Below are 25,828 nucleotides of genomic sequence, written 5' to 3'. Positions count from 1 at the left end.
GTCTCCTCGTTCAACAGGCACGGCGGGGCACCCGGAAACGCCGAAACAGGCGAAATACCCGGTTGGCCGATGAAACGACCCAATTGGCCGATACTGCTGCGTCGGCGTTCCACCTTTGCGTGGGCCGTGCGGGGGCGGTCGCCGTCTCGGTAACGTCAGCCGCAGCCGGGTGGCGTCGCCGCCGCACCGCCGCACGAAGGGGGTGAGCGTCATGCCGCAGGAGACCCGGTCCGCCGTGGTCATCGGCGTCGACATCGGCACCACGAGCACCAAGGCCGTCGCGTACGACACCGACGGGCGGCAACTCGGCAGCCACTCGGTCGGCTACCCGCTGAACGACCCGCAACCCGGCTACGCCGAGCAGGACCCGCACCTCATCCTCGACGCGGTGCTCAAGTCGGTGAGCGTGGTCGTGGCCGAGCTGGTCCAGCCGGTGGCCGGGTTGTCGTTCAGCTCCGCCATGCACAGCCTGATCGGGCTGGACCCGGACGGCAATCCGCTCACCCCGTCGGTGACCTGGGCCGACTCACGCTCGACCCAGCAGGCCGAACGACTCCGGGCGGTCCCGTCCGGGCTGGCCCTGCACCGGCGTACCGGCACGCCGATGCATCCGATGTCGCCGCTGCCCAAGCTGCTCTGGTTCGCCGAGCAGGAGCCGAAGCTCTTCGAGCGCGTGGCGCACTGGGTGGGCATCAAGGACTGGGTGCTGCTGCGGCTCTGCGACGCGCTGGTCACCGACCACTCGATCGCCTCGGCCAGCGGCCTGCTGGACATCCACCGACTGGCGTGGGACAGCGAGGCGCTGGCCATCGCCGGCATCACCGCGGAGCAACTCCCCCAACTGGTCGCCACCACCGCCGTGCTGCCCGGCCTCACCCCGCGGGCCGCGGCCGAGACCGGCCTGCCGGAGCGCACCCCGGTGGTGGTCGGTGCCGGGGACGGGCCGCTCGCGAACCTGGGCCTGGGGGCGGTGCATCCCGGCATGGTGGCCTGCTCGATCGGCACCAGCGGCGCGATGCGGGTGATGGTCGAGCGACCCGGCGTGGACCCGCTCGGCGGCGTGTTCTGCTACGCGCTGACCGAGCACCGCTGGGCGGTCGGCGGTGCGATCAACAACGGCGGCATCGTCCTCAAGTGGGCCGGCGCCGCGCTCGCCCCGGATCTGGGCGAGCACGCCGAGGAGGACCTGGTCACCCTGGCGGCCCGCGCGCCGGCCGGCTCGGGCGGGCTCATCATGCTGCCGTACCTGCACAGCGAACGGGCACCACACTGGAGCGCTCTGCCGCGCGGCGCGTACGTGGGGTTGACCCACAACCACCGTCGCGAGCATCTGATCCGCGCCGCGCTGGAGGGGGTCTGCCAGCAGCTCGCGCTGGTGCTCAGCTCGGTGCGGGCGGCCGGCAACGAGGTCCGTGAGATCCGTGCCGGTGGCGGCTTCGCCCGCAGCGGCCTGTGGCGGCAGATGCTCGCCGACGTGCTCGGCCTGCCGGTGAGCTTCCCGGCCGCACACGAGGGATCCAGCTTCGGCGCGGCGCTGCTCGGCATGCAGGCGCTCGGGCTGATCCCCAGCATCGACGTCGCCGCCGACCTCGTCCGGATCGAGGAGACGATCCGCCCCGACCCGGCCGCCGCCGCCACGTACGCGGCGCTGCTGCCGCTCTTCGCCGAGCTGTACGAGGCGCTGACTCCCACGTTCACCTCGATCCGCCGGATGGCACCCGGCCTGCCCGCGGAACCCGAGCCGGCGACCGGACCCCCGATGTGACAGCTCGGCCGGCCCGCCTCGGGTCGACCCCGCTCCGGCTCGACCCGCCGCCGCGGCGAGCGGGTCAGGGTGCCTCCACGCCGGCGATCAGGTAGCGCTGCACGTCGGCGTCGAGGATGGCCGCCTCCTGCGCGTCACTCGGCCCGGAACCACGGAACGCCGCCAACTGCTCCGCGGACTCCCAGCGCTCGTAGACGTGGATCCGGCCGGGCTCCAACGGGTCGGCCGCGAGCAGGAAGTCGAGGCAGCCGGCGGCGGCACGTGCCTGCGTGATCACCTCTTCGCAGCCGGACAGGTAGTCCTCGCGCGTGGCCGGCTCGACCTGCAAACTGCCTGCGATGATCAACATGCTGTGCCTCCGGGGGGGTGGTGGTGTGGCTGATGAGTCTGATGCCGCTGAGTCATTTCTATACCTGTGTGTCATCACGCTCGTCGCGACATCGCCGCCCGGACGGGTGACGCCAGTCCCGTCGACCCCACCCGTCCCCGGCGCTTCATATCGTACAAACGTGAGAAAAAGCGACAAGAAGCGTTCATCTTCCCTACGGGGGGCCGCTGTCCGCGTACCCCGGAAAGGGCTGGCGGCGGCGGTCGCGCTCGCCCTGCTGGCCACGACCGGGCCGGCCACCGCGGACGGCCCCGGGCCCGGCGCGGACCCGGCGCGGCCGGCCGAGGCGGAGCACGCGGTCGAGCCGGGCGACGGGCAGGGTCACGAGCCCGGCGCGGACCCGGCGCCGGGGCGGGCGCCCACCAGTGAGGTGTCCTGGTTGTCATTCCCCGGTGGGGTGTTCGCGGTGGACTCGCTCGGACACACCGTGCGCTACCGCGCCTGCGACGGTGACACCGGCCGGGTCGCCGACCCCGGTATGCGGGTCGCCGCGGGGGTGGCCAGCGGTGCCGTCGTCGTCGGAGGCACGGCCTACCGCTACCGGGTGCCGTTGACCGGCCGCAGCGAGGGCACGCTGGAGGTGGTCCAACGGCACCGCCCACCGACGACGCTCACCGGCGTGGTGGTCACCAGCCCGCAGCCGCCCACCGACCCGGTCGCGGGGGCCCGGCTGTTCCCCCTCAGCGGGCAGCTCGCCCGGGTGGTCGCCGACGCGAGCCTCAACCCGGCCGGGGTCACCGTTCGCGACCTGTCCGGCCGGTACGGCGACCAGCAGATCGCCGTCAACGGCGCGCTGCGCCCCAAGGCGGCCAGCGTGATCAAACTGTGGATCCTCGTCGAGTTGCTCCGCCGGGTCGACTGTGGACAGGTCTCGCTCGACGACGGCGTGCTGGTCACCCCGCAGGACGTGGTCGGCGGCACCGGCCAGCTCCAGTTCGAGACGTTCCCGCAGGTGGTCACCCTGCGTCGGCTCGCCCAGTACCTGATCAAGTACAGCGACAACGTGGCCGCGAACGTACTGATCACCTACCTGGGTGGGTTCGCCCCGATCAACGCGCTCATCGACTCGATGAACCAACGGTCCACCATCCTGGCCCGCCGGATGCTCGACAGCGCGGCGGCGCAGCGCGGCGAGGAGAACTACACAAGCCCGGACGACGTGGTGTCCCTGCTCGGCGCGGTCTGGGACGGCGAGATCCTCACCCCCGCCTCCCGCGACCTGATGATCGGGTTCATGCGGGAACAGACCCTCAACACCAAGATCCCGGCGGCGCTGCCACCCGGGGTACCGGTGGCCCACAAGACCGGTGACCTGCCGGACGCCTCCCACGACGTCGGCTACTACCTGATCCCCGGCACCGAGACCGCCGTCGCGTTCCTCACCGCCGGGCCGATGGCCACCGGTGACGAGACGGTCCGCCGGATGGCCCGGACCGTCTACGACTTCCTGGTCACCCCCACCACCGGAGGAGTCGAGGAGTGAGCAGGCGTCAGGCGCCGGGGATGTTCGCCGGCGGGTCCTCGCCGACCAGGCCGGCCGCCGGCGGCTCGGCCGACACCGACAGCCCGAAATCCGAGTACGTCAGGTCGAGCTGGGCGGTCTGCGACTGCTCACTGGCCAACTCGATGCGGTAGCGGACCAGCCGACCCTGCTCGTCCACGGCCGCGGTGAACGGCACCGCGCCGGCCCGGGCACCGAGCACGTTGCCGACCCCTTCGCCCAACACCGCGCTTCTCTCGCGCAGGTCCAGTGTGCCGGCGTACTCCCGCGCACCGGTCTGCCGCACCGTCGTCGCCGCGGTGAGCGTGCCGGCCAGCTTGGTGTTGTCCAGGCCCTGCTGGGCGGGCGGCGACCCCGGAGCGCCGACGTGCCACCAGGTCTTGCCATCCCACACCGGGACGCGGCGGTCCGGGGCGCTGATCCGCACGTAGACGTCCGGCCCGGTGGTGAGCCGTTCGATCTTCACCGCACCGGCGGGCACCTTGAGCGAGGTGGTCTCCAGACCACGCTTGGCCAACGGGTCCCAGAGCACCACCGTGCCGTCCCCGCCCGCTGTCCCGCCGGTATCCAAGGTCAGCTTGTAGGTCTGCCCGTCGACCTTCGCAGCGGCCGCCGACAGGACCCCGGCCGGGTCGGTCGGGGCGGGCGACGCCCCGGCACGACCCGGGTCGGGTTCGTCACCGGTGACCACCAGCAGTGCCCACACCCCGGCGGCCACCGCCACGGCCAGGACGGCACCAGCGGCGATCAGCTTCGGTTTCTGCACGGTCATCTCCCCGGGGGCGGTGCGGTCCGGCCAGAGTAGCCGGACCGCGAGCGCCGCTGTTCCGGGCCGATCAGGCGCGGCTGATCGCGTTGGCGTGGATGGCCTCGTTCAGGTAGACGGCCAACCCCGGCGCCATGTTCTCGTAGTACGCGGTGAACCGCTCGTCGGCCAGGTACATGTCGGCCAACCCGGTGTGCCCCTCGTACGTGCACTCGTAGAACCAGCGGCCGATGAGCTGCCGGTGCTCCTCGGCCAGATCCTTCGCCTCCGGGCTGTCCGCCGGCACACCCGAGCCCAGCACCGCGACGATCCGCCGACCCCAGTCCTCGTTCTCCGCCTTGTACCGCAGCCAGTCGGCCTTGGTGTAACGGGAGACCCGCCGGTTCGACTCCCGGTACGCCTCGGTGTCGCCCCAGCGCTGCTCCGCCTCGGCCTGGTGCTCCTCCGGGTCGACGTCACCGAAGACCTCGAACCGCTCCTCCGGGGTGAGTTGGATGTTCATCTTGCTCGCCTCCATCGCGAACTCGATCGCCGTGACCATCTCCTGCAACCGCTTCACCCGTCCCGTCAGCAACTCGTGCTGGCGGCGCAGGTGCGCGGCCGGGTCGGCCGCCGGGTCGTCGATGATCGCGCTGATCTCCTCAAGCGGGAAACCCAACTCCCGGTAGTACAGGACGAGTTGCAGCCGTTGCAGGTCCGCGTCGTCGTAGCGGCGGTAACCCGCCGGGGTCCGCCCGCTGGGCGAGAGCAGACCGATCTCGTCGTAGTGGTGCAACGTCCGCACCGTCACGCGAGCGACCTTCGCCACCTGACCCACCGTGTACGCCATGGTTCCCCTCCCTTCCGGAAACCAGGCTCCCGCCTGCCGCTACGTCAGGGTCAAGCCCTGATTCTGGCCCACCTTGGCGGGCACGTCCGGCCGCCCGTACAGATAGCCCTGACCGCGCGGGCACCCGATCGCGGCGACCGCGTCGTGCTGCCGCTCGGTCTCCACTCCCTCGGCGACGACCGTCAGATCGAACGCACCGGCCAACCGGGTGACCATCTCCACGGTGGCGTACGCGCGGTCGTCCGACCCGAGCCGGTTCACGAACGACCTGTCGATCTTCAGCTCGGTCGCCGGGATGCGGTGCAGGTAGCTCAGTGACGAGTAACCCGTACCGAAGTCGTCGATGGCGATCTTGATGCCCAGCTCCCGGAGCTGGTGCAACCGTTCCAGCACCGCCTCGGTGCCCTCGATCAGCGCCGACTCGGTCAGCTCCAGGGTCAACGCCCGCGGCGCCAGCCCGGCGGCACTGGTGGCAGCGGTGACCGTGGCGATCAGGTCCGGACGGCGCAGGTGCGCGGCGGCGATGTTCACCGCCACTGTCGCGTCCGGCGCCCGGCCCCGCCAGGTCGCCGCCGCCCGACACGCCTCGTGGATCACCCACCGGTCGATGGGCAGGATCAACCCGGTCTCCTCGGCCAGCGGCAGGAACCTCGACGGCGGCAGCATCCCCAGCCGGGGGTGCCGCCACCGCACCAGCGCCTCGGCGCTGCGTACCGCGCCGGTGGCCAGGTCCACGATGGGTTGGAACTCCAGACACAGTTGATTCTCGTCGACCGCGCGGCGCAGGTCGGCGATCAGTTCGGCCCGCGACACGGCCGACTCGCGCAGCGCCGAGGTGCACGTCCGGTACGCGGACTTCCCGGCGGCCTTGGCCGCGTACATGGCGATGTCGGCGTCGCGCAGCAGATCGGTGTGCGAGGCGTGCTGCGGGCCGAACTCGGCGATGCCGATGCTCGCCGACGGGTGCACCCCGACGTCGTCCTCACCGTCGGAGGGTCGCAGCGCGTCCAGCAACCGCTCGGCGAGGCGCTCGGGTGAGACCGGTCGGTCACCGTCGACAAGCACCGCGAACTCGTCCCCGCCGAGCCGGGCGATGATGCCGTCACCGTCCACCACGGCCCGCATCCGGGCCGCCAGTCCGGTCAGCAGGGTGTCGCCGGTGGCGTGCCCGAAACGGTCGTTGACCTGCTTGAACCCGTCCAGGTCGAGCAGCAGCACGGCCACCGGTCGCCCGTCCCGCAGGGCCAGGCGCAGCCGCCTGTTGAACAGCAGCCGGTTGGGCAGCCCGGTGAGCTGGTCCCCGTACGCGAGACGGCGCAGCCGGACCACCAGCCGCAGGTTCTCGTTGGCGGCCAACCCCTGCCGCACGGCGAGAGCCGCGAGCAACGCCATCATGGTCACGAAGACCAGGTGCGGGGTCTGCCCGCTGGGTCGACGGGCCAGCACCACCGCGACGATCGCCCCACCCACCGGCAGGTACGGCAACGCCACCCGCCACCACGGCGGCAGCGGCGACTCGGCGGCCTCGTCGGTGCCGTCGCAGTCCGGCGGTGGCGGCCTACGGGTGGCCAGACCGATCAGCAGGTAGCTCACCGGCCAACACAGGTCGATCGGGTGACCGGCGGTGTAGTCGGCACGCGCGACCAGCGAGACGTAGACGACGTCGGCGACGACCCGCAGGGTGAGGCTCGCCGCGAGCATGCTCATCGGCCGCCACATCGGCCGGGCCGGCCCGGACACCGCGACCAGGATCGTGAGCTGCATCAGGTCGAACATCGGGTAGAGCAGCCCCAGCGTGCGCGCCGGGTCGGCCAACTCGGCGGCGGCCACCCCACGGAAGACCAGCACCCAACCGATCGGCACCAGGGCCAGGGCGACGATCACGCCGTCCAGCAACGTGCGAGCGCGCCCCACCGCGGTCCGCGGCGCGGACGGCGAGCTGAGCAGTGCGGCCGTGCCGGTGAGGATGCCGGCGGTGAAGACCACCCCGACCACCGGCGTGTGCGGCAGATCTCCGCCGACGAGACGCTGCACCGTCCAGACGGCCCGCCCCAGCGCGGCGAGCGCCATGGTGACGGCGAGCAGCGTCCAGAACCGGCGCAGCGGCACCGGGTGCCGGCGGGCCACCCCGACGCACGCCACCGTGGCCCAGCCGGCCACCAGCATCCCGCCGACGTCGCTGACCAGGGCGGCACCCGGCAACGCGGCGAACAGCCAGCACGCCTCCACGAGGATGACCGCGGCCGCCAGAATCGCACCGGCGGGGTTGGGTTTCCCCACAGCCTGCTTCACGTCCTGACGGGACACGGGTGCTCCGGCTTCGTCGTGCGTGCACCCTCGGAAGGACCGGTCCACGGCAAACCCCGAAAGCCTAACCAGCGCCCAGGTACGCCGCCAGAGCCGAACGTCCGCGCCGGTCGAGCCATCCCCGGCCCCGCGAACCCGCGGCCCATCCCCGGGCCTCGACCCGGATCAAGAGCGACCGCCGGAGCGGTTCCAGGGTGAGCGGGGCAGCGCGGTGCCGGCCAGTGGTCGGCGAGGCCGTCGGCGTTTGCGTCGCCCAGGGGTGCAGGGCGGACGGGCGACGGTGTGAACCGCCACGTCGGCCGGGGGCATCGGTCGGCCGATCAGCCAGAACAGGAGGCGATCCATCCCGGGTCAGCCGACCGGGAGGCGTTCGGCGTCGGACTTGGAGATCTCGTACTGCGCCGCACAGAAGGTGCACTGCTGCGCGTACCGGGTGCGGATCGGGATGAGGGGGATGAAAAAGAGGGAGAACTTCGTCGACCGGCGGGTGATCACCTGCGCGGCGTGGTTGCCGCAGTGACGGCAGACCTGCTGCACGACACCGGACCGGTCGACCTTGGTACGCAGACCAAAGATGAGGAACATCGCCCGCCAGTACCCACCCAACCGCGAAAAGTCACCGCATCGGTCCGGCAGATCGGAGCAACTATCGCTGACCCGTATAGCGATTGCTATACTTCATCCGTGCGCCAGGAGGAATGGGATGTCTTCGTCGTCGACGAAGTTCGCACCTGGATAGACAGCCTTGACCAGGCAACGTTCGCCAGAGTCGTCCAGGCTATCGATGCGCTCGCCGAGGTTGGGCCAGGGTTGGGGCGACCCTTGGTCGACACCATCAGCGGTTCGTCACTAGCCAATTTGAAGGAGCTGCGTCCAGGCACGGTCCGCATCCTCTTCGTCTTCGACCCTTGGCGTGCCAGCATCCTGCTGGTCGCTGGCGACAAGGCGGGGCAATGGACAAGCTGGTATCAGCAGGCCATCCCGCTCGCCGAGCAACGGTACGAGAGCTACCTGAAGGAACGCGCACAGCAGGAGGGGGACAGCGGTGAGTGGTCACGTGCGGTGGACGGACATCCGAGCGGAGTACGTGCAGCGTGCTGGCGGCGAGGCGGCCGTGGGAGCGGGCAAGGAGGAACTGCTCGCGCAGGTCGTCGGGCACCGCCTCGCGGAGGTACGACGCGCTCGCGGCTTCACCCAGCAGCAGATTGCTGAGCGGATGGGCGTGACCAAGGGCCGGGTGTCCCAGATCGAGCAAGGCAGGATCTCCGGTCAGGACGTGGTGGCCCGATACGCTGCCGCCCTCGGTGGCCGGCTCCACCAAGCCATCTACTTCGACGACGGTGACATCGCCGCCATCGCGTAAGGCTCCTGACGCGAGATCGTGCTCGATCCAGGATGTAGTGGCCTTCGGAATGAACGAGGCCACTACATCCCTAATCGAGCACGATCAAGGCGAGCACGATCAAGGCGAGCACGATCAAGGCGAGCACGATCGCGCCGGGGACGTCAGCTGGCCGGTGCGGGCTCCAGGCCGGGGACCTCCTCGGCGAGCCAGATCGGCTGCCAGTCCGGCACCTCGTGGAAGCGGCGCAGCTCGAACAGCCCGGCAACCGACCCACTCCAGGCGCCGTACGGGGGGTTGGCCTCGTCGAAGCCGCTCTGCACGAAGGTCAGCGTGGTCCGGCCAGCGGACTCGGCCAGCTCCCAGCTCGTCACGCCGGTCGGTCCCCAGTCGACGGACATCCGTCGGCCGGGCTCCAGGTCGACGATCTTCGCCGCGTAGCCGTGCTCGAAGCCGCCCATGGCGTACCGGCCGCCGACCCAGGGCTCGATGCCGATCGGGTAGCCGAACCAGGCGCTGGCCTGCTCGGAGTCGGTCAGCGACTCCCACACCTTGTCGGCCGGGGCGGCGATGACCAGTTCACCCCGCAGGTCGGCGGAGGTGAAGTCGGTGCGGGGCAGCAGTGGCTTGCCCTCCAGGTGGGCGGCCAGGTTGGCGATGGACAGCGCCCAGTACGTCTGGAGCACGCCCCGGATGCTGGAGCCGCTCATCGCCTCGGCGAAGTCGAAGTGGCTCTGCGTCAGCGTCAGCACGGTGCTGTCCGGGCCCTCGGCGGTGAGCTGGAACTCGCTGGTGGTCTCCACCCCGTCGAGCAGCCAGCCGAAGCGCAGCGTGTCGTCGTCGGCGTGCAACAACCGCTGGTGCGGGGCGTCACCCTCGGGCGTGTAGCGGCCCCAGAACTCGTACCGCTGGGGCAGCTCGACCTCGGCGTGCTCGGCCAGCCAGAGACGCAGCTCCGCCGGGTCGGTCAGGGCCTGACGGACACGCCCGACCGGCGCGGAGAGACGGGCCTGCACCTTCAGTGGTTCAGTCATGGTCGTTCCCTTTCGGATAGCAGGCCACGGCGAGCTTGAAGGCATCTCCCTCGCTGCCGCCGTAGCGGGTGAACAAGTCCTGAAGTGCGGTTTGCAGGTCGTGCAGGAACTGCTGGCGCTGCTCCGCGGGCACCCGGATCGCGCCGGAGACCCCGATCGAGGGCAGCTCGGGCGCCGCCCGGTCCAGGGCGGCGATGTCGGCCTGGACCTCTTCCATCAGGTCGAGCAGGTAGCCGAGGCTCAGCTCGTCGCCGACCCGGCGCAGCCCGATCCGACCGACGAGCCGGGGGGACAGCCAGTACGACCGGGCGGCGGCCTGGTAGATGCCCTCGGTGATGCCGCGGACCTTGCGTTCGTTGACCAGCTCGACGAGGCCAGCCGCGACGAGCTGCTTGACGTGGTAGTAGACGCGTTGTGGCGTCTGGTCGAGTCGAGCCGCGACCTCGGTGCAGGTGCGCGGTTCGGCCAGTTGCCGCAGCACCTCGACGCGCTGCGGCTTGAGCAGGACTTCGGCCTGCTCGATCTGCTCCAGGTACAGGACGTCTCTCATGGCAAAACCAGTTTGTACGTACAAAATTTGTTTGTCAATCGGTTCGCGAGAAGCCGTGCCGACTTTTCTCGGCACGGCTTCAGGCGACGCTCAGCAGATGGTCAGGGCAACCAGTCGGGCCGCAACGGGTAGCCGTTCACGCCGTCCGGGCCGTTGTGCGTGGCCAGCACCTGGTGCAGCTGGATGCCGTTGCGTTCGAACGCCATCCGTGACCCGGCCATGTACAGCCCCCACACCCGGGCGGTGCCCGCACCCACCTCGGAGACGCAGAAGTCCCAGTGCTCCACCAGGTTGCGGCACCAGGCGGCAAGCGTCAGCGCGTAGTGCTGACGCAGATTCTCCTCGTGGTGCACCTCCAACCCGGCGTCGTGCACCTCGCTGATCAGCCGGCCCGGGCCGGCCAACTCGCCGTCCGGGAAGACGTACCTGTCGATGAACGCACCGGAGCGGTGCGGCGCCCGATTGTCCGCACGCGTGATGGTGTGGTTGAGGAGCCGGCCCCCGGTCCGCAGCCGGGACCGCAACGCCCCGAAGTAGGTCGGGTAGTTGCGCACCCCGATGTGCTCGGTCAGACCGATCGAGGAGATGGCGTCGAACTGCTCCGCCGGCGCGTCCCGGTAGTCCAGGTGCCGCACCTCGGCCAGCCCGGTCAACCCCTCCCGCTCGATCGCCGCCTGCGCCCACTGCGCCTGCGCCCTCGACAGGGTCACCCCGAGCGCCTGCACGCCGTACTCGCGGGCGGCGTGCCGGACCATGCCACCCCAACCGCAACCCACATCCAGCAGCCGCATCCCCTTCTTGAGCGCCAGCTTGCCGGCGACCAGGTCGTACTTCGCAGCCTGGGCCTGCTCCAGCGTGTCGCCCGGAGACCGGAAAACCGCGCAGGTGTACGTCATCGACGGGCCGAGCACCTTCTCGTAGAAGGCGTTGGAGACGTCGTAGTGGTGCGAGATCGCCGTGCTGTCGCGCACCCGCGAGTGCCGCAGCCCGTTCATCACCCGCTTCCACCGCGGCTGCGCCTCCTGCGGCGGAGCCGGCGGTGGCATCAGCCGCTCCCAGCCCAGCCCACGGACCAGCGCCAACCCGTCGGCAAGCGACGGTGGGCGCAGGCGCAGCTCGTCCTTGAGCACCCGCAACGCCTCGTACGGGTCACCCGGGTGCACCCCCTGCAACGCCAGGTCACCACTGACGTAGGCCCGGGCCATGCCCAGGTCGCCAGGGGCGGTGAGCAGGTAGGACAAACCCCGCTCGGAACGGATCGCCAGGGTGATGCCGGCGTCGGACGGGCCGACGGAGCTGCCGTCGTACCCGGTGATCCGCACCGGCAACGGCCCGGCGGTGACCGCGCGGATGACATCCGCCACGGTCGGACCCGTCTGCCGGCCCCCCGCCGGCGGGGTGGCGGGGACGCTCGCCGCCCCCTGATCTCTGTCGGTCAGGCTCATGCTCGTGCTACCGCCTTTTCGTACAATCCCGTCAGCCGGTGGTCCGGGTCGTAGCGGTCTTTCACCGCCCGCCACGTGTCGCCGCCGTACAGGCGATCGAAGGCGTCCCGGTCGTAGTACGCGTCGGAGTAGAGCGACTTGTGCCCGCCCAACTCCGACACCCTGCGTTCGATCGTGCGGTTGACGTCGCCGTCGGCGGCGCCCGGCGCGATCGGCACGGTCCCCCAGAACCCAATGTTGAGGTAGTCCTGCTCCGGCCGGAGTGGATACAGCGGCCAGGCCCGCGCCGATCCGGCGCCCGCCGGCTCGCGCAGTCGCAGCGGACACAACCACACCGGGTGCATCCCCACCGCGCCGGCGAACCAGCGCAGGAATTCGGCCGCCTGGCCCAGCGGGATCTCCACGTCCTGCACGACCCGCTCCCGGGCCGGCTGCCCACGCAGCCGGTCGATCCGGGCCGCCACGTGATGCCGGTGCTCGAGGCGGACCAGTCGGTGGTAGACGTCGCTGCGCCGGTACCGCGCCGGCCAGAGCCTGCGCACGACCGGGTGCTGCGCACCGAACGCCGCCGAGCACCAGAACCAGTCGGTGTCCCAGCGCCAGAGATAGTCGTGCGCGGTGAGCACGTCCCGGGTGCGCTGGCGCAGCGACCGGTAGTAGATCGCCTGACCGGTGTAGTCGCTGGGCGGGTCGGCCGTGTCGGTGAATCTGGCGAACACCAGGTACGCCTCGCCGGGGCTGAACATCACCCCGTCCATCGCGTCGACCGTCTCGCCGGCCCAGGACCGGGTCGCGGTGACCTCGGCGATGGCGTCGGTGAGCGCCTCCAGTCGGGTGAACCGGACGTTGCGCAACGACACGTACCGGCCGATCGGTTGCAGCTCGATGCGCAACCGGGTCGCGTAGCCGAGGCTGCCCAGCGAGTTGGGGAACGCGGTGAACAGGTCGGCGTGCTCGCCGTCGGGTCGGACGGTGACGATCTCACCGGAGCCGGTGAGGATGTCCATCTCCCGGACCGACTCGTGCGGCAGGCCGTTGCGGAACGTGGTCGACTCGATCCCGAGGCCCGTCACCGCGCCACCCAGCGTGATGGTGCGCAACTGCGGCACCACAAGCGGCATCAGCCCGTGCGGCAGCGTCGCGTCGACCAGGTCCTCGTAGGTGCACATGCCCTGCACGTCGGCGGTACGCCCGGCCGGGTCGACCGACAGCACGCCGTTCAGGCCACTCACGTCGAGCCCCGGAGCCCCGGGTGCGGACCGGGGGCGGAACAGGTTGGAGGTGCGTTTGGCCAGCCGGACAGGCTCGCCCGTGGGCACCGCGGCGTACGACCGCCGCAACGTGTCCACCGCTTGATCATGGTCAATGGGGTGGTGACCCACACGCTCAGCGCGCATGTGATCACCTTACGCGCGTACTCGCGAAACCGTGGGATGTCAGCCGGGGCAGTTTCCCGTCCGAGCGGGGGCCGGACGGTTACCGTGGCGGGCATGCCATCGCCCGCGATCACCGCCCTGAACGCCGCCGGATTGCCATATCGGCTGGTCAGCCATGGTGCGGTCGGCAGTCTCGCGGAGGCCGCCGCGGCCCGGGGAGTGGCGATCCCCGACGTGGTGAAGACAATCGTGGTCCGCCGCAGTGCCGATGATCACCTGTTCGTCCTCACCCCCGGCGACCGGGTCGTGTCCTGGCCCAAGCTGCGCACCCTGCTCGGGGTGCACCGACTCTCCATGCCGGACGCTGCCGGCGCCCTGGCCGCGACCGGCTACGAACGCGGCACCATCACCCCGTTCGGCGCGAGCACGGCCTGGCCGGTGATCGCCGACGAGCGACTGCGCGGCCGGGAGATCACGCTGGGCGCCGGGGAACGTGGCCTGGCCATCGCGCTCGACGCCGACGCCGCGATCACCGCCCTCGACGCCACTGTGGCCGACGTCACCGACCCGCAGCCCACCCGCTGACCGCTGTCCGCGCCGGTCCGGGTCGTCGGCCCACCCACCGATTGGCCGTCGCCGCCGGCCGTGGGTGAGGATGGCGGCTATGTCCGCGCCCGAGGAACGCCGCCCCGACCCCACCGGCGAGGAACGCCGCCCCAGCCCCACCGGCACCGTCTACGGCGGCAGCCGACGGGCGGCACGATCCGGTCCACTGGCCGATCCGCTGTTGCGGTTGGCGCTGGCGGTCGGGCTGGTCGGCATAGTCCTCGGGGTGGTCTTCGCCACCGGGCTCCTCGACGGTGACGACGAGCCGGGCGTGCCGGCGACGGTCGGGGCCTCGTCCTCCGCCGCGGCGCCCACCGACGCGGCGGCCCAGACGAGCCCGAGCGCACCCGCCGAGCCGCTGACCGGGTCCCGGGTGTTCAAGGCCGACTCGGGCCTGTGCCTGGGGCTCTACGGCGAAGGCCAGCAGGCGAAGACCCACCTGGCGGTCTGCACCGGCGACCCGGAGCAGGATTGGGTGATCACCCCGGTCGGCCCGGAGGTGTCGACGGTGGCCAATGCCGCGTCCGGGCAGTGCCTCGACGTCGAGGGTGGCAGCCAGGACGACGGCGCGCCGCTGATGCAGTTTCCCTGCCACGGTGGGGCCAACCAGCAGTGGCGGCTGAACTCCACCGGCGCCGGCCCGGTGCTGATGGTCGCGGTGCACAGCGGCAAGTGCGCCCAGGCCGACGACGAGGGCATCGCGGCCGGCGACGACATCCGGCAGCGACCCTGCGACGGCGGGCCAGCCCAGCAGTGGACCCTGGGCTGACCGTCCGAACCGTGCCGTCTCAGCCCTGGAACCGCCACGCCTTCGGTGCGGTCGCGGCGGCCAGCACGGCCTCCGGGACCGCTCGGCCCGGCCTCCGACGCAGCAGCAACGACAGCCCGGCCGCGCCGATCGACAGCGCTCCGGCCACGTACCAGGCCACCGCGTAGTCGCCGAGGCGGTCCCGTACCAGCCCCGCACCCGTCGCGGCGAGGGCCGCGCCGAACTGGTGTGCGGCGAACACCCAGCCGAACACCACAGCCCCGGCGCCGCCGAAGTACTCCCGGCACAGCGCCACCGTCGGCGGCACGGTGGCCACCCAGTCCAACCCGTAGAAGACGATGAACACCAGCATGCTCGGCGCGGCGGTGCCGGTGAACAGGCTCGGCAGGACCAGCAGCGACGCCCCCCGCAGCGCGTAGTACATGCCGAGCAGCAACCGGCTGTCGACCCGGTCGGTGAGCCAGCCGGAGGCGATGGTCCCGACGATGTCGAAGAGCCCCACCAGTGCGAGCAGCCCGGCCGCCGTGGTCTGGGGCATGCCGTGGTCGTGCGCGGCCGGCACGAAGTGCGTACCGACCAGGCCGTTGGTGGTCGCCCCGCAGATCGCGAACCCGCCGGCCAGCAGCCAGAACGGCCGGGTCCGGGCCGCGGTCGTCAGCGCGCCCAGCGCCCGGCTCGCCGCGCCGCCGGTCGCCGGCGGCGCCGCGACGACCTCGGTCGCCCCGTAGGCGGGCAGGCCGAGATCCGCCGGGTGCTCGCGCAGCAACCACACCACCAGGGGTACGACCGCCAGTGCGGCTCCGGCCACGACGAGCGCGGCGGTACGCCAGCCGTGGTCGCGGACCAGAATGGCGATCAGTGGTAGGAACACCAGCTGGCCGGCCGCCCCGCCGGCGGTCAGCACTCCGGTGACGAGGCCCCGGCGGTGCACGAACCAGCGCCCGGTGATGGTGGCCACGAACGCCAGCGCCATCGAGCCGGTGCCCAGCCCGACCAGCACACCCCAGCAGAGCAGCAGCTGCCAGCTGGCGTTCATGAAGACGGTCAGCCCGCTGCCGGCGGCGACCAGCAGCAGCGCCACCGAGACCACCCGGCGGATGCCGAACCGGTCCATCAGGGCGGCGGCGAACGGCGCGGTGAGCCCGTAGAGCAGCAGGTTGACCGACACGGCGGCGGAGATGGTGGCCAGCGGCCAGCCGAACTCCTCGTGCAGCGGGTGCAGCAGCACCGACGGGGTGGCGCGGAAGCCGGCCGCGCCGACCAGCGCCACGAAGGCGACGGCGGCGACCAGCCAGGCGGGATGCAGAAGGCGGTTCTTGGTCACCCGACCAGTCTGGGCGGGGCCACGCACCGCGACGAGTGGCCGGAAAGCCATCATGCGCAATAATCGGGCCATGACGTCTCGCCCACACCGGATCGCCGTACTCGCCCTGGACCACGTGGTCGGCCTGGACCTGGGCACCCCGTCCCAGGTCTTCAGCACCGCCCGGGCCGCCGACGACACGCACTTCTACGACGTCCGGGTGTGCACCCCGGGCGGCCGGCCGGTCCGCAGCACCGCCGGGTTCCAGGTGCTGCCCGACCACGGTCTGGAGTTGCTCGACACCGCCGACACGGTGATCGTCCCCGGCATCCACGCCGGCAGCCCGTTGACCTCGGGCACCGTCGAGCCGGAGGCGGCCGAGGCGTTGCGGGCGGCGTACGAGCGGGGTGCCCGGATCATGTCGATCTGCACCGGGGCGTTCGTGTTGGCCGCCGCCGGTCTGCTCGACGGACGGCGGGCGACCACCCACTGGGCGTTCACGGAGCAGTTCCGTCGCCTGTACGACCGGGTGGACCTCGACCCGGGGGTGCTCTTCGTCGTCGACGACCGGGTGTTCACCTCGGCCGGAGTCGCCGCCGGCATCGACCTCTGCCTGCACGTCATCCGCCTCGACCACGGCAGCGAGGTGGCCAACCGGGCGGCCCGCCGCTGCGTGATGCCGCCGTGGCGGGACGGTGGCCAGGCGCAGTACATCGAGCGACCGGTGCCGAAGGCCACCGACACCAGCACCGCGGGCGCCCGGGAGTGGGCACGGCAGCGACTGCACGAGCCGATCGCCCTACGTGACCTGGCCGAGCAGGCGCGGATGAGCGTGCGGACCTTCACCCGGCGCTTCCGGTCCGAGACCGGCCTGAGCCCGGCCCAGTGGCTGCTGCAACAGCGCACCGACCACGCGCGGCTGCTGCTGGAGACGACGGACCTCACCGTGGACCAGATCGCCCACCGCAGCGGCTTCGGCACCACCGCCGCCCTGCGCCAACAGCTGCACCAGCGCATCGGCGTGGCGCCCTCGACCTACCGCCGCACCTTCCACCCCCGCTCCGAGCTGATCAACGGCTGACCTGCCACCGTGCACAAGCTGTCGCCTTGCCGGGCTTCTCCGGTCGGGGGGCAGTGCTACTGCGAGTGTGATGCCTGTGAGTCATCAAGATGACTCACAGGCATCACACTCAACGGACCAGGACGGCCCCACACCGACCGGCCGGCGCACGACCGCCGCTGCTCAGGCCCGGAGCAGGTGCAGTTGGGACTGGTGTTTGGGGAGGTGGACCCGGGCGTGCAGGTCGAGGGTGCGGGACCAGGGCAGCGGCTCGTCGACGACGAGGTCGAAGCCCTCGCGTAGATGCGTCTCGACCGGGGTTTCCACGGCCAGGCCGAGCTGGTCGACCAGGGCGCACAGGCGGTCGCTGGTGCCGTGCAGCAGCGCCGACACGCCGCGCAGACCACCCTGCTCGGCGACCAGCGCGTCGAGCTGCGGCCGGTGCACGTCCTCCTCCAGCTCGTAGTAGGCGAACGGCGACCCGGCCAGCAGCGCCTCGGTGGCCTGAATCATCAGCTCGTCGTTGGCGACCAGGTGCGCGACGATCTGCTCGGCGCTGAGCTGCCCCTCCGGAGCCGGACCGAACCCGCCTGCGTCGACCTCCGCGAACAGGGCACCGTAAGCCCGCCGCAATCCCCCGTTCTCCATCCCCCCAGTCAACAGGCCCCGCCGGGAGTTAGCGGCGGGATTGGCGGGAGCGCAGGTAGTCGCTCACCACGTACTCGCCGAGGTCGCCGGTTTCCGGGGTGAACATGCGGCCACGGCTGCGGCGGGCCACCGCGTCGACGAAGCGTCGCAGGCCCGGGTCGTCGCCGAGCATGAACAGGTTGAGCGTGGCACCGTAGCGACTCAGCCGGTCCACCTCGCGGACCGTCACCTCGATCGTCTCCGGCAGCGGTGGCCAGTGGAACAGCGCCTCCCCGTCGTCCGGGTCCAGGTGGGCCGTGGGCTCCCCGTCGGTGACCACCAACACCACCGGCTCGGCGTCCGGGTGCCGGCGCAGGTGCCGCCCCGCCAGCCGCAACGCGTGCTGGAGGTTGGTGCCCTGTTCCCCGTCCGGCTCGACGGCCGCCAACTCCTGCTGGGTGAGCGTCATCGCCTCCCGGCCGAAGCCCACGATCTGTAGAGCGTCCTGCGGGAAGCGCGTCTCCATCAGGTGCGCCAGCGCCAGGGCGGTCTGCTTCATCGGCCCCCAACGACCCTGGGAAATCATCGAGTACGACAGGTCGACGCAGAGCACCACCGCGGCCGAGGCCCGCTTCTCGGTCTCCACCACCTCGAAGTCGTCCACCTCAAGCTGCACCGGAACCGTCGGCCCGGCCCGGCTGACCGCCCGGGTCAGCGTCCGGACCACGTCCAGTGGCTGCTCGTCGCCGTACTCCCAGGGCCTGGACGCACCACTGACCTCGCCGGCGGCTCCCGCCGAGCGCAGGTCGTGCTGGCCGCGCGGCCCGGCGGTCAGGTCGGAGAAGACCCGTCGCAGTGCCGTCCCGCCGAGCCGGCGCAGCGCCTTAGGGCTCAGCGTGAGCCCTTCGGCGTCCCGGCTCACCCAGCCCTGCCGGCGCAGCTCCCGTTCCAGATCGCGTAGTCGGCGGACGTCGTCGGCGGCGTCCCGCCCCAGCGTGCGGGCCACCGCGTCGACGTCGACGTCGTCCAGGGTCGCCCCCGGATGTTCCTGGTCGAGCTGGTCCAGCAGGTCGTCCAGCTCGCCGATCTCACCGAGCGCGCCGGCCGCGTCGGCGTAGCCCAGTGGCTGGTCGCCCCGGACCCGCTCGCCGCGCCCCCAGCGCAGGTCGGGGCGCAGCGCCCGCAGGTTGGCGTCGAGCGCGGACAGCTCACCCGCGAGCCGGTCGCCGAGCGACTGCTGCATCAGACCGGCCAGCTCGGCGCGCTGCCGCTCGGAGAGCGAGTTCATCAACCGCTCACCGGCCGCCGAACGGCGGGCCAGCACGTCGATCAGCTCGTCGACGGTCGCCGGCTGCTCCGGAAAGAAGTCGCCGTGGCGGCGCATGAACTCGGCGAACGCGTCGGTGGTGTCCTCCGCGCGGCCGTGCCGGGCCAGCAGGTCGTTCAGGTCGCGCATCATCTCGGCGAGCCGCTGCTGGGCGGCCGGGTCGGCGGACGCGCGTACCGCGTCGCGCAGCCCGGCGAAGCGCTGACCGAGCACGTCGTCACGAAGCTGGTCGAGGATCTGCTGGTACGACCGGCGGGCGTCCTCGCTGGCCCACTCGTAGCCGGACAGCTCCTCCACCGCCCGCGCGGTCGAGCGGGGCAGGTTGTCCAGCACCGACTCGGCGAACCGCGCGGCGTCGTCGTCGCGACCACGCAGCTCGTCCCGCTCGGCGGCGAGGGCCTGGTCAAGCAGTGCCTGAGCCCTGGTCACCGCGCCGTCCAGGTCGCCGCGCCGCAGTGCCTCCCGGCGCAGCCGCCGAGCACGGGCGGCCAGGTCGTCCAGCCCGCCCCGCCCCTGCGGGCCACGGCGCAGCAGGTCGCGCAGCGCATCCCGCAGGCTGCCGCCGGCCAGCACCTCGGCGCCGACCGCGTCCACCGCCTCACGCACGTCGTACGGGGGTGCCAGCGGGTCGGGCCCGCCGTTCCACTGCCCGTACCGGAACCGGTTGCCGGCCATGGTCAGCCCCGGCCGCCGTAGACGGTGCGCCCCGAGTCGGTGACGTCCTTGCCGAGCCGGCGGGTCAGGTGCAGCCCCTCCAGCACGAACTCGACGGCGGCGGCCGCCTCCTCCGGGCTGGGCGCGTCGCCCAGGTCGAGCCGGTCGAGAACCTTCGCCAGGCCGGGCACGGTGCCGACCTGCCGCAGCAGCTCGGCGGCGCTGACCAGCTCACCGGTCTCGATCGCCGCGCCGTCCTCGACGAGCGCGGTGAAGCCGGACAGGTCCAGCCCGGCCAGGTGGGCGCGGAACGTCTCGGCGGTTGCGGTACGCAGCAGGTGGGCGAGGATCTCGATCTCCCGCCCCTCCTCGCCGCTCTCGAACTCCACCTTGCCGCGCAGCGTGCTGGTCACCGACACCGCGTCGCCGACCCGGGCCACCGCGGCCTCGGGGCGGCCCTCCGGGGTGCCGGCACCGGCGAGCAGGCCGGCGCGGCGCAGCGCGGCACCGGCGACCGTCTCGGCGGCGGCGATGGCGAACCGGGCGGAGACACCGGAGCGCGGGTCCACCGAGGGCGACTCGCGCACCGCGCGGGCGAAGCGGGCCAGCACCTCCAGCACGTGCTCCGGCACGGCGGCGACCAGGTCGGCCTCCTGCCGGATCAACGCCAGCTCCAACTCCAGGTCGAGCGGGTAGTGGGTGCGGATCTCCGCGCCGAACCGGTCCTTGAGCGGGGTGATGATCCGGCCCCGGTTGGTGTAGTCGTCCGGGTTGGCGCTGGCCACCAGGAGCAGGTCCAGCGGCAGCCGCAGCTGGTAGCCGCGGACCTGGATGTCCCGCTCCTCCAGGACGTTGAGCAGGGCAACCTGGATGCGTTCGGCCAGGTCGGGCAGCTCGTTGACGGCGAAGATGCCCCGGTTGGTGCGCGGCACCAGCCCGAAGTGGATGGTCTCCGGGTCACCGAGGGTGCGGCCCTGGGCGATCCGGATCGGGTCGACGTCACCGATCAGGTCGCCGACGCTGGTGTCCGGGGTGGCGAGCTTCTCGCCGTAGCGCATCGAGCGGTGCAGCCAGCCGATCGGCAGGTCGTCGCCGGCCTCGGCGGCCTGGGCGCGGGACGCGGGGGTGAGCGGGTGCAGGGGGTGCTCGTTGAGCACCGAGCCGGGGATGACCGGGGTCCACTCGTCGAGCAGTGCGCCGAGCGCACGGATCAGTCGGGTCTTGCCCTGGCCGCGTTCGCCGAGCAGCACCATGTCGTGCCCGGCGAGCAGGGCCCGCTCGACCTCGGGCAGCACGCTGTCGTCGTAGCCGACGATGCCGGGGAAACGGGCCTCGCCGGAGCGCATCCGGGCGAGAAGGTTGTCGCGGAGTTCCTGCTTGACGGTGCGGTACTGGTGACCGGCTGCCCGAAGCGCGCCGAGCGTGCCGGGCAGGTCGGCCGGTGGGACCGGGATTACCGGGTTAGACGCAGTCACCCGACCCACGCTAGCTCACATTCGCACGGGTGCCCCAGGCATCAGGGGAGGGACCGATCAGCCGGACGGGGTGACGAAGCCGGACTCGTAGGCGGCGATGACCGCCTGGGTGCGGTCGCGGGCGCCCAGCTTGGCCAGCACGTTGCCGACGTGCGTCTTGACGGTCTCCACCCCGACCACCAGGTGCGCGGCGATCTCCGGGTTGGACCGGCCGGTGCTCATCAACCGCAGCACCTCGGCCTCCCGTTCGGTGAGTCGGGCGGCGCGCAGCCGGTCGCCGCCGACCGGCCCGTACGCCCCGACGAGCTGCCGGATCGCGGCCGGGAACAGCAGCGACTCCCCCGCCGCGACCACCCGGACCGCCTCCACCACCTCGGCGGGCCGGGCTCGTTTGAGCAGGAAACCGGAGGCTCCGGCGCGCAACGCCTCGTAGACGTACTCGTCGTTGGCGAACGTGGTGACCACCAGCACCCGGGGCGGGTTGGCGGAGGTGGCCAACAGATGCCGGGTGGCCTGGATGCCGTCGATGCCGGGCATCCGCACGTCCATCAGCACCACGTCCGGCCGGTGCCGGGCGACAAGCGGGGGCACCTCGGCACCGTCGGCGGCCTCGGCGAGCACCCGCAGGTCGGGTTGGGCGTCGATGATGGCGCGCAGCCCGACGCGGATCAACTCGTCGTCGTCGACGATCAGCACCCCGGTCGTCATGTCGTCTCCTCGTACGGCAGGCGGGCCCGGATCAGCCAGCGGTCGCCGTCCGGCCCCACGGTGATCCGGCCGCCGAGCAGCAGCACCCGCTCCCGCATCCCGTCCAGACCTCGGCCGGGCCGGCCCAGCTCGGCCCGGTCCGGCCGGCGTACGGCGTTGACCAGCTCCAACTCCAGCGCCCCCGGGTGCAGGTCCAGCCGCACCGTCACCGGCCCGTGGCCGTACCGGGCGGCGTTCGTCAGTCCTTCCTGGACGATCCGGTAGCCCTCCCGGGAGACCGCCGGGGGCAGCCGTGTCGGGTCGCCGACGCGATGCGCGTGCACGGTCAGCCCGGTGGCCCGGGTGTCGGTGACCAGCCGGTCCAGGTCGGCGAGGGTGCGCTGCGGCGTCACCGCCCGGGTTCCGCCGCCGGCGTCCCGGAGCAGCCCGAGCACGTGGTCCAGCTCGTCCATGGCGGTCCGGCCGACGTCTTCGATGGCGGTGAGCGCTCGCCGGACGAACTCCGGGTCGGTGTCGAGGACCTGGCGTGCCGCGCCGGCCTGGAGGGTGGCGACGGTCAGCGCGTGACCGACCGAATCGTGCAGCTCCCGGGCCAGCCGGTTGCGTTCGGCGAGCCGGGTGGCCCGCGCCTCCAGGGCGGCGATCCGTTCCGCCTGCGCGGGGCCGAGCAGCACCGGCGCCATCAGACCGGCGAGCGCGCCGAGCCCCGCGACCGCGTAGCCGAGGCCGACGAGCATCGCCACCCCGGTCAGGGTCAGCCAGCCGCTGTCCCGCCCGTCCAGCGGACCGAACCGTTCCCGGCTGGTCAGCTCGGTGCCGATGCCGAACTGCTGGGCGATGAAGGCCAGCGCCATCGGCAGGGCACTGAACAGCGCGAGCATCACCAGCGCGCCGACGATGAGGTGGGTGGCGATCCAGAGCGCGCTGCGCAGTCGGGTCTCCCGGTCGCCGCGGTGCCCCAGTGCCGGCTCGGGCAGGTCGACGCCGAGCAACGCCCGCACGGCGGCGATCTCCAGGGCCCGGCTGCCATCCAGCAGCAGTGGCACCACGGCGATCAGCGCCGCGACGACCAGCAGCGCGTACACCAGGGATCGGGGGATCTCCGAGGCGGTGAGCATCTCGGCGAAGGTCACCGCGAGCACCCCGTACGGCAGTGCCAGCACCCCGCCGAGCAGCAGGAACACGCCGCGTCGCCAGGTGGTGCCGGCGACCAGCGGGGCCAGTGCCGCTCGGAGGGTCACCCCGTCATTCTGCGGCCGGGATCGGCTGCGGCGACTCCCCCGCGCCGGGGAGATCTCAGCGGTGGTCGGCCACGTACTGCTGTGGGTCCTTGTCGCGGAACGGAAGGTTGCGGCCGTTCTTGTGCTCGCCGTAGAAGGTCAGCCAGCGTTGGCCCAGCTCGGCGCGGAGGTCGGTGCTGGCGTGCCGGCGGAAGTCGGGCAGCGCCTCGTCCTCCTCCTCGGCCAGGTGTTCGCTGTTCTCCCGGCGGGCCGTGCCGACCGCCGCCCACCACTGATCCGAGCCGACCGGGTGCAGCTTCGCCTCGGCGATGGCGTCTCGGATCTTGTTGTGGTCGCCGATCGCGTCGGCGGTCTCGTCCTCGCCGTCGTCGCCGTGCTTGACCAGGTGCGGGTAGAGGATCGCCTCCTCCGCCTCGGCGTGGATGTCCAGGTGCAGGGCGAGGGCGTCCCAGATGGCGAGCAGCTCCTGCTCGTCGCGGGCGTCGTCGAGGCGGGCGAAGCCGCGCCGGAAGGCGGCGTGGTCGTCCAGGATCAGTGCGGTGATGTCGTCCACTGTGCTCACTTTCCCGTCGGGCCGGCGGAGCGGCGCGAACCGCATGGCGTCGAAACTACCCCGATGTCCTGGTTCGCACGCCTGATCCCGGGCACCCCGGGCCGGAGTTAGGCTCATGATCGTGACCTACCTCGCCGCGGATGACCGCTACGACACCATGACCTATCGGCGCAGCGGACGCAGTGGCCTGCGACTGCCCGCCGTCTCCCTCGGGCTGTGGCACAACTTCGGCCCGGACCGCCCGTTCGACAGGCAGCGCGACATCGTCCGGCGTGCCTTCGACCTGGGGGTCACCCACTTCGACCTGGCCAACAACTACGGGCCGCCGCCCGGCGCGGCGGAGGAGAACTTCGGTCGGCTGCTCGCCACCGACCTGAAGCCGTACCGGGACGAGTTGGTCATCTCCAGCAAGGCCGGCTACCTGATGTGGCCCGGCCCGTACGGCGAGTGGGGCTCGCGCAAGAACCTGATCTCCTCGCTGGACCAGTCGCTGGGCCGGATGGGGCTCGACTACGTCGACATCTTCTACTCGCACCGGTTCGACCCGGAGACCCCGCTCGAGGAGACGATGGGCGCGCTGGACGCGATCGTCCGCTCCGGCAAGGCGCTCTACGTCGGCATCTCGAACTACGACTCGGAGCAGACCGCGCGCGCCGCCGCGATCCTGGGCGAGCTGGGTACGCCGTTGCTGATCAACCAGCCGTCGTACTCGATGCTCAACCGCTGGACCGAGTCCGACGGCCTGCTCGACACGCTGGAGCGGGTCGGCGCGGGATGCATCGCGTACAGTCCGCTGGCCCAGGGCCTGCTGACCGACCGCTACCTGGGTGGCATCCCGGCCGACTCGCGGGTCCGCACGAGTGTCTTCCTCAACGAGAGCGACCTCAGCGACGAGAAGATGACCACCATCCGGGGTCTCGGCGCGGTCGCCGAGCGGCGCGGCCAGTCCCTGGCTCAGCTCGCCCTCGCCTGGGCGCTGCGCGACCCACGGATGACCAGCCTGATCATCGGGGCGAGCAGCGTCGAGCAGTTGGAGACGAACATCGCCGCGCTGGACAACCTCGACTTCACCGCCGAGGAGTTGGCCGAGATCGACGGGCTGCTGGGCTGACCGGCGCGGGCGGCCCGGGTCACCAGATCCGGCGCCACCGGCACGCCCGGGTCGGCCGCCGCCGCCACCTCCGCCGGGTCGGTGGCGGCTGGCCCACTCGCGGTGGTACGCGGCGCGGCCGCGGCGCCCTTCGGCGGGGTGGCCTTGACCTTGGCACCTCGGAACACCACGTCCGAGCAGGAGTAGTAGGTGTCCGGGGTGTTCGAGTTCTGCCAGATCGTGTAGATCAGGTGTCGACCCTCGCGCTTCGCCGGCAGCCGCCCCGCCAACTGGTACGCCCCGGCCCGCACCGGCGGGTCGGTGAGCGTCAGAAACGGGCGTGCTTCGAGGTCCGCCCAGGTCAGGGGCGCTGTGGGGTCGTACCCGGAGGTGGTGACGTAGAGCCGGAAGGTGCCCCGGTGCGCGATGGTGGTCCGATACCGGAAGGTGAACTTCGCGCCCGCGCTCAGCTCGGTGGACGGCCAGTCGGTGCGGGGCAGGTCCAACCCCCGGTACGCGGACAACCCACCGCTGCACAACTCGCCGTCCGGGATCCGCTCCCGGTCCCGCCCGTTGATCGCGGCGACCCGTACGTTGTCCCACTCCCGGACGGCGGCGCCCGCTTCGACAGCGGCCCGGCAGGCGGCGGTGGCCGCGTACCGGCCCTCGGGTCCGCAGGCCGCGGCCCGGCTGATCGGGTCGGTCGGAGCGCCGTGCGCGGCGGCGGGTGTGGCGGCCAGCGGCACGGTCGCGGCAGCGACCAGCACCATGGCGAGGAGCCGGCGTACGGTCATGAGGTTGACCTCCCGCCCACTGGTACGGCCGGCGGAGGGCAAAGGTTCGATGTCGGCCGTTGGTGACCCCCACGCAGGTCGCGGGAATCCCCGGGGTGGGCGCGGCGTTTCGATACTCGGAACCGCTGAGACCGAGGAGGCAGACATGAAGGTACGTACCTCGTTGCGTGCACTGAAGCAGAAGCCGGGTTCGGTGGTGGTCCGCCGTCGTGGCCGGGTGGTCGTGGTCAACCGCGCCAACCCGCAGTGGAAGAGCCGCCAGGGCTGACCCCCGCCCTTACCGGACATCCAGTCGACAACCGCCCTGACCGGGTCCTC

At 71.8% G+C, this 25,828-nt stretch carries 24 protein-coding genes and 2 pseudogenes; 9 read left to right on the top strand and 17 right to left on the bottom strand.

Annotated elements, in window-relative coordinates:
* The first annotated feature begins 211 nt into the window (after positions 1-211).
* On the top strand, positions 212-1,765 hold the full coding sequence (locus tag AB0B57_RS20665) for a gluconokinase (RefSeq protein ID WP_357071909.1): 1,554 nt from the start codon (positions 212-214) through the stop codon (positions 1,763-1,765).
* Positions 1,766-1,829: 64 nt separating this feature from the next.
* Here the strand turns inward: AB0B57_RS20665 and AB0B57_RS20660 are convergent, their stop codons facing one another.
* Positions 1,830-2,114, bottom strand: coding sequence for an antibiotic biosynthesis monooxygenase (locus tag AB0B57_RS20660; RefSeq protein ID WP_357071905.1), 285 nt, complete (start codon positions 2,112-2,114; stop codon positions 1,830-1,832).
* A gap of 160 nt (positions 2,115-2,274) precedes the next feature.
* On the opposite strand from AB0B57_RS20660, the gene AB0B57_RS20655 reads away from it, so the two are divergent.
* Positions 2,275-3,636 carry a serine hydrolase gene (locus AB0B57_RS20655; RefSeq protein WP_357071902.1) on the top strand — a complete coding sequence of 454 codons (1,362 nt, stop codon included), beginning with the start codon at positions 2,275-2,277 and terminating at the stop codon, positions 3,634-3,636.
* A 7-nt stretch (positions 3,637-3,643) separates the two neighbouring features.
* On the opposite strand, the gene AB0B57_RS20650 is transcribed toward AB0B57_RS20655, so the two are convergent.
* The 4 genes from AB0B57_RS20650 to AB0B57_RS20635 all read right to left on the bottom strand — a co-directional run bounded on the left by AB0B57_RS20650 (position 3,644) and on the right by AB0B57_RS20635 (position 8,141).
* A complete protein-coding gene (locus AB0B57_RS20650) occupies positions 3,644-4,420 on the bottom strand; it encodes a hypothetical protein (protein WP_357071899.1) in 777 nt (258 codons plus the stop codon).
* 70 nt (positions 4,421-4,490) lie between these two features.
* Positions 4,491-5,249, bottom strand: coding sequence for a MerR family transcriptional regulator (locus AB0B57_RS20645; protein WP_357071896.1), 759 nt, complete (start codon positions 5,247-5,249; stop codon positions 4,491-4,493).
* A 39-nt stretch (positions 5,250-5,288) separates the two neighbouring features.
* A complete protein-coding gene (locus AB0B57_RS20640; RefSeq protein WP_357071893.1) occupies positions 5,289-7,541 on the bottom strand; it encodes an EAL domain-containing protein in 2,253 nt (750 codons plus the stop codon).
* Positions 7,542-7,907: 366 nt separating this feature from the next.
* A complete protein-coding gene (locus AB0B57_RS20635) occupies positions 7,908-8,141 on the bottom strand; it encodes a zinc-ribbon domain-containing protein (RefSeq protein ID WP_357071891.1) in 234 nt (77 codons plus the stop codon).
* Positions 8,142-8,240: 99 nt separating this feature from the next.
* On the opposite strand from AB0B57_RS20635, the pseudogene AB0B57_RS20630 reads away from it, so the two are divergent.
* A pseudogene (locus tag AB0B57_RS20630) lies at positions 8,241-8,591 on the top strand (type II toxin-antitoxin system RelE/ParE family toxin); the annotation flags it as partial.
* A 10-nt stretch (positions 8,592-8,601) separates the two neighbouring features.
* Positions 8,602-8,919, top strand: a complete 318-nt coding sequence (locus AB0B57_RS20625; RefSeq protein ID WP_357071888.1) for a helix-turn-helix transcriptional regulator — start codon at positions 8,602-8,604, stop codon at positions 8,917-8,919.
* 143 nt (positions 8,920-9,062) lie between these two features.
* On the opposite strand, the gene AB0B57_RS20620 is transcribed toward AB0B57_RS20625, so the two are convergent.
* The 4 genes from AB0B57_RS20620 to AB0B57_RS20605 form a co-directional block, all read right to left on the bottom strand.
* Entirely contained in the window at positions 9,063-9,932 is an 870-nt protein-coding gene (locus tag AB0B57_RS20620; protein WP_357071885.1) for an SRPBCC family protein, read from the bottom strand.
* Positions 9,925-10,482: a helix-turn-helix domain-containing protein gene (locus AB0B57_RS20615; protein WP_357071882.1), complete on the bottom strand. Its 558-nt coding sequence runs from the start codon at positions 10,480-10,482 to the stop codon at positions 9,925-9,927. Before AB0B57_RS20615 ends, AB0B57_RS20620 begins: the two co-directional genes overlap by 8 nt.
* A 101-nt stretch (positions 10,483-10,583) precedes the next feature.
* Entirely contained in the window at positions 10,584-11,927 is a 1,344-nt protein-coding gene (locus AB0B57_RS20610; RefSeq protein WP_357071879.1) for a class I SAM-dependent methyltransferase, read from the bottom strand.
* Positions 11,924-13,324 (bottom strand): FAD-binding oxidoreductase, encoded by a 1,401-nt coding sequence (locus AB0B57_RS20605; RefSeq protein ID WP_357071876.1) that lies wholly within the window; start codon positions 13,322-13,324, stop codon positions 11,924-11,926. The genes AB0B57_RS20610 and AB0B57_RS20605 overlap by 4 nt, the downstream gene beginning before the upstream one ends.
* A 93-nt stretch (positions 13,325-13,417) precedes the next feature.
* Between AB0B57_RS20605 and AB0B57_RS20600 the strand changes: the two genes are divergently transcribed.
* Together AB0B57_RS20600 and AB0B57_RS20595 are read left to right on the top strand one after the other, a co-directional pair.
* Positions 13,418-13,888 carry a YbaK/EbsC family protein gene (locus AB0B57_RS20600; protein ID WP_357071873.1) on the top strand — a complete coding sequence of 157 codons (471 nt, stop codon included), beginning with the start codon at positions 13,418-13,420 and terminating at the stop codon, positions 13,886-13,888.
* 79 nt (positions 13,889-13,967) lie between these two features.
* Positions 13,968-14,678, top strand: coding sequence for an RICIN domain-containing protein (locus tag AB0B57_RS20595; RefSeq protein ID WP_357071870.1), 711 nt, complete (start codon positions 13,968-13,970; stop codon positions 14,676-14,678).
* A 19-nt stretch (positions 14,679-14,697) separates the two neighbouring features.
* Here AB0B57_RS20595 and AB0B57_RS20590 read toward each other — a convergent pair whose 3' ends face one another.
* Entirely contained in the window at positions 14,698-16,002 is a 1,305-nt protein-coding gene (locus AB0B57_RS20590; protein WP_357071866.1) for an MFS transporter, read from the bottom strand.
* A gap of 52 nt (positions 16,003-16,054) precedes the next feature.
* Between AB0B57_RS20590 and AB0B57_RS20585 the strand changes: the two genes are divergently transcribed.
* Entirely contained in the window at positions 16,055-17,062 is a 1,008-nt protein-coding gene (locus AB0B57_RS20585; RefSeq protein WP_357071863.1) for a DJ-1/PfpI family protein, read from the top strand.
* 162 nt (positions 17,063-17,224) lie between these two features.
* On the opposite strand, the gene AB0B57_RS20580 is transcribed toward AB0B57_RS20585, so the two are convergent.
* From AB0B57_RS20580 to AB0B57_RS20555, 6 genes are read right to left on the bottom strand one after another with little or no spacing between them, the layout of a single operon-like run.
* A complete protein-coding gene (locus tag AB0B57_RS20580) occupies positions 17,225-17,689 on the bottom strand; it encodes a hypothetical protein (RefSeq protein WP_357071860.1) in 465 nt (154 codons plus the stop codon).
* A gap of 28 nt (positions 17,690-17,717) precedes the next feature.
* Positions 17,718-19,670 (bottom strand): VWA domain-containing protein, encoded by a 1,953-nt coding sequence (locus AB0B57_RS20575; RefSeq protein ID WP_357071857.1) that lies wholly within the window; start codon positions 19,668-19,670, stop codon positions 17,718-17,720.
* A gap of 2 nt (positions 19,671-19,672) precedes the next feature.
* On the bottom strand, positions 19,673-21,133 hold the full coding sequence (locus AB0B57_RS20570) for a sigma 54-interacting transcriptional regulator (protein WP_357071854.1): 1,461 nt from the start codon (positions 21,131-21,133) through the stop codon (positions 19,673-19,675).
* 48 nt (positions 21,134-21,181) lie between these two features.
* Positions 21,182-21,832 carry a response regulator transcription factor gene (locus tag AB0B57_RS20565; protein ID WP_357071851.1) on the bottom strand — a complete coding sequence of 217 codons (651 nt, stop codon included), beginning with the start codon at positions 21,830-21,832 and terminating at the stop codon, positions 21,182-21,184.
* Entirely contained in the window at positions 21,829-23,073 is a 1,245-nt protein-coding gene (locus AB0B57_RS20560) for a histidine kinase (protein ID WP_357071848.1), read from the bottom strand. The genes AB0B57_RS20565 and AB0B57_RS20560 overlap by 4 nt, the downstream gene beginning before the upstream one ends.
* Positions 23,074-23,128: 55 nt before the next feature.
* Positions 23,129-23,626, bottom strand: coding sequence for a hemerythrin domain-containing protein (locus AB0B57_RS20555; RefSeq protein WP_357071845.1), 498 nt, complete (start codon positions 23,624-23,626; stop codon positions 23,129-23,131).
* 115 nt (positions 23,627-23,741) lie between these two features.
* Between AB0B57_RS20555 and mgrA the strand changes: the two genes are divergently transcribed.
* Positions 23,742-24,737 carry an L-glyceraldehyde 3-phosphate reductase gene (gene mgrA, locus AB0B57_RS20550; protein ID WP_357071842.1) on the top strand — a complete coding sequence of 332 codons (996 nt, stop codon included), beginning with the start codon at positions 23,742-23,744 and terminating at the stop codon, positions 24,735-24,737.
* 179 nt (positions 24,738-24,916) lie between these two features.
* Here the strand turns inward: mgrA and AB0B57_RS20545 are convergent.
* A pseudogene (locus tag AB0B57_RS20545) lies at positions 24,917-25,486 on the bottom strand (lytic polysaccharide monooxygenase); the annotation flags it as partial.
* A 169-nt stretch (positions 25,487-25,655) separates the two neighbouring features.
* On the opposite strand from AB0B57_RS20545, the gene AB0B57_RS20540 reads away from it, so the two are divergent.
* The gene (locus AB0B57_RS20540; RefSeq protein ID WP_357071839.1) at positions 25,656-25,778 is read left to right on the top strand and encodes a 50S ribosomal protein L36; all 123 of its coding nucleotides are present in this window, start codon (positions 25,656-25,658) and stop codon (positions 25,776-25,778) included.
* Positions 25,779-25,828 lie beyond the last annotated feature (50 nt).

The organism is Micromonospora sp. NPDC049101 (assembly GCF_040648675.1).
Lineage (GTDB): Bacteria > Actinomycetota > Actinomycetes > Mycobacteriales > Micromonosporaceae > Micromonospora.
Note: the sequence above shows the minus strand (reverse complement) of the source record. Positions and strands in the feature narration are given on the sequence as shown.

Coding starts and splice junctions, on each gene's coding strand:
- AB0B57_RS20665 (WP_357071909.1), top strand. CDS start 212: ATGCCGCAGGAGACCCGGTCCGCCGTGGTCATCGGCGTCGACATCGGC.
- AB0B57_RS20660 (WP_357071905.1), bottom strand. CDS start 2,114: ATGTTGATCATCGCAGGCAGTTTGCAGGTCGAGCCGGCCACGCGCGAG.
- AB0B57_RS20645 (WP_357071896.1), bottom strand. CDS start 5,249: ATGGCGTACACGGTGGGTCAGGTGGCGAAGGTCGCTCGCGTGACGGTG.
- AB0B57_RS20635 (WP_357071891.1), bottom strand. CDS start 8,141: ATGTTCCTCATCTTTGGTCTGCGTACCAAGGTCGACCGGTCCGGTGTC.
- AB0B57_RS20620 (WP_357071885.1), bottom strand. CDS start 9,932: ATGACTGAACCACTGAAGGTGCAGGCCCGTCTCTCCGCGCCGGTCGGG.
- AB0B57_RS20615 (WP_357071882.1), bottom strand. CDS start 10,482: ATGAGAGACGTCCTGTACCTGGAGCAGATCGAGCAGGCCGAAGTCCTG.
- AB0B57_RS20610 (WP_357071879.1), bottom strand. CDS start 11,927: ATGAGCCTGACCGACAGAGATCAGGGGGCGGCGAGCGTCCCCGCCACC.
- AB0B57_RS20605 (WP_357071876.1), bottom strand. CDS start 13,324: ATGCGCGCTGAGCGTGTGGGTCACCACCCCATTGACCATGATCAAGCG.
- AB0B57_RS20600 (WP_357071873.1), top strand. CDS start 13,418: ATGCCATCGCCCGCGATCACCGCCCTGAACGCCGCCGGATTGCCATAT.
- AB0B57_RS20595 (WP_357071870.1), top strand. CDS start 13,968: ATGTCCGCGCCCGAGGAACGCCGCCCCGACCCCACCGGCGAGGAACGC.
- AB0B57_RS20585 (WP_357071863.1), top strand. CDS start 16,055: ATGCGCAATAATCGGGCCATGACGTCTCGCCCACACCGGATCGCCGTA.
- AB0B57_RS20580 (WP_357071860.1), bottom strand. CDS start 17,689: ATGGAGAACGGGGGATTGCGGCGGGCTTACGGTGCCCTGTTCGCGGAG.
- AB0B57_RS20575 (WP_357071857.1), bottom strand. CDS start 19,670: ATGGCCGGCAACCGGTTCCGGTACGGGCAGTGGAACGGCGGGCCCGAC.
- AB0B57_RS20565 (WP_357071851.1), bottom strand. CDS start 21,832: ATGACGACCGGGGTGCTGATCGTCGACGACGACGAGTTGATCCGCGTC.
- mgrA (WP_357071842.1), top strand. CDS start 23,742: ATGATCGTGACCTACCTCGCCGCGGATGACCGCTACGACACCATGACC.
- AB0B57_RS20540 (WP_357071839.1), top strand. CDS start 25,656: ATGAAGGTACGTACCTCGTTGCGTGCACTGAAGCAGAAGCCGGGTTCG.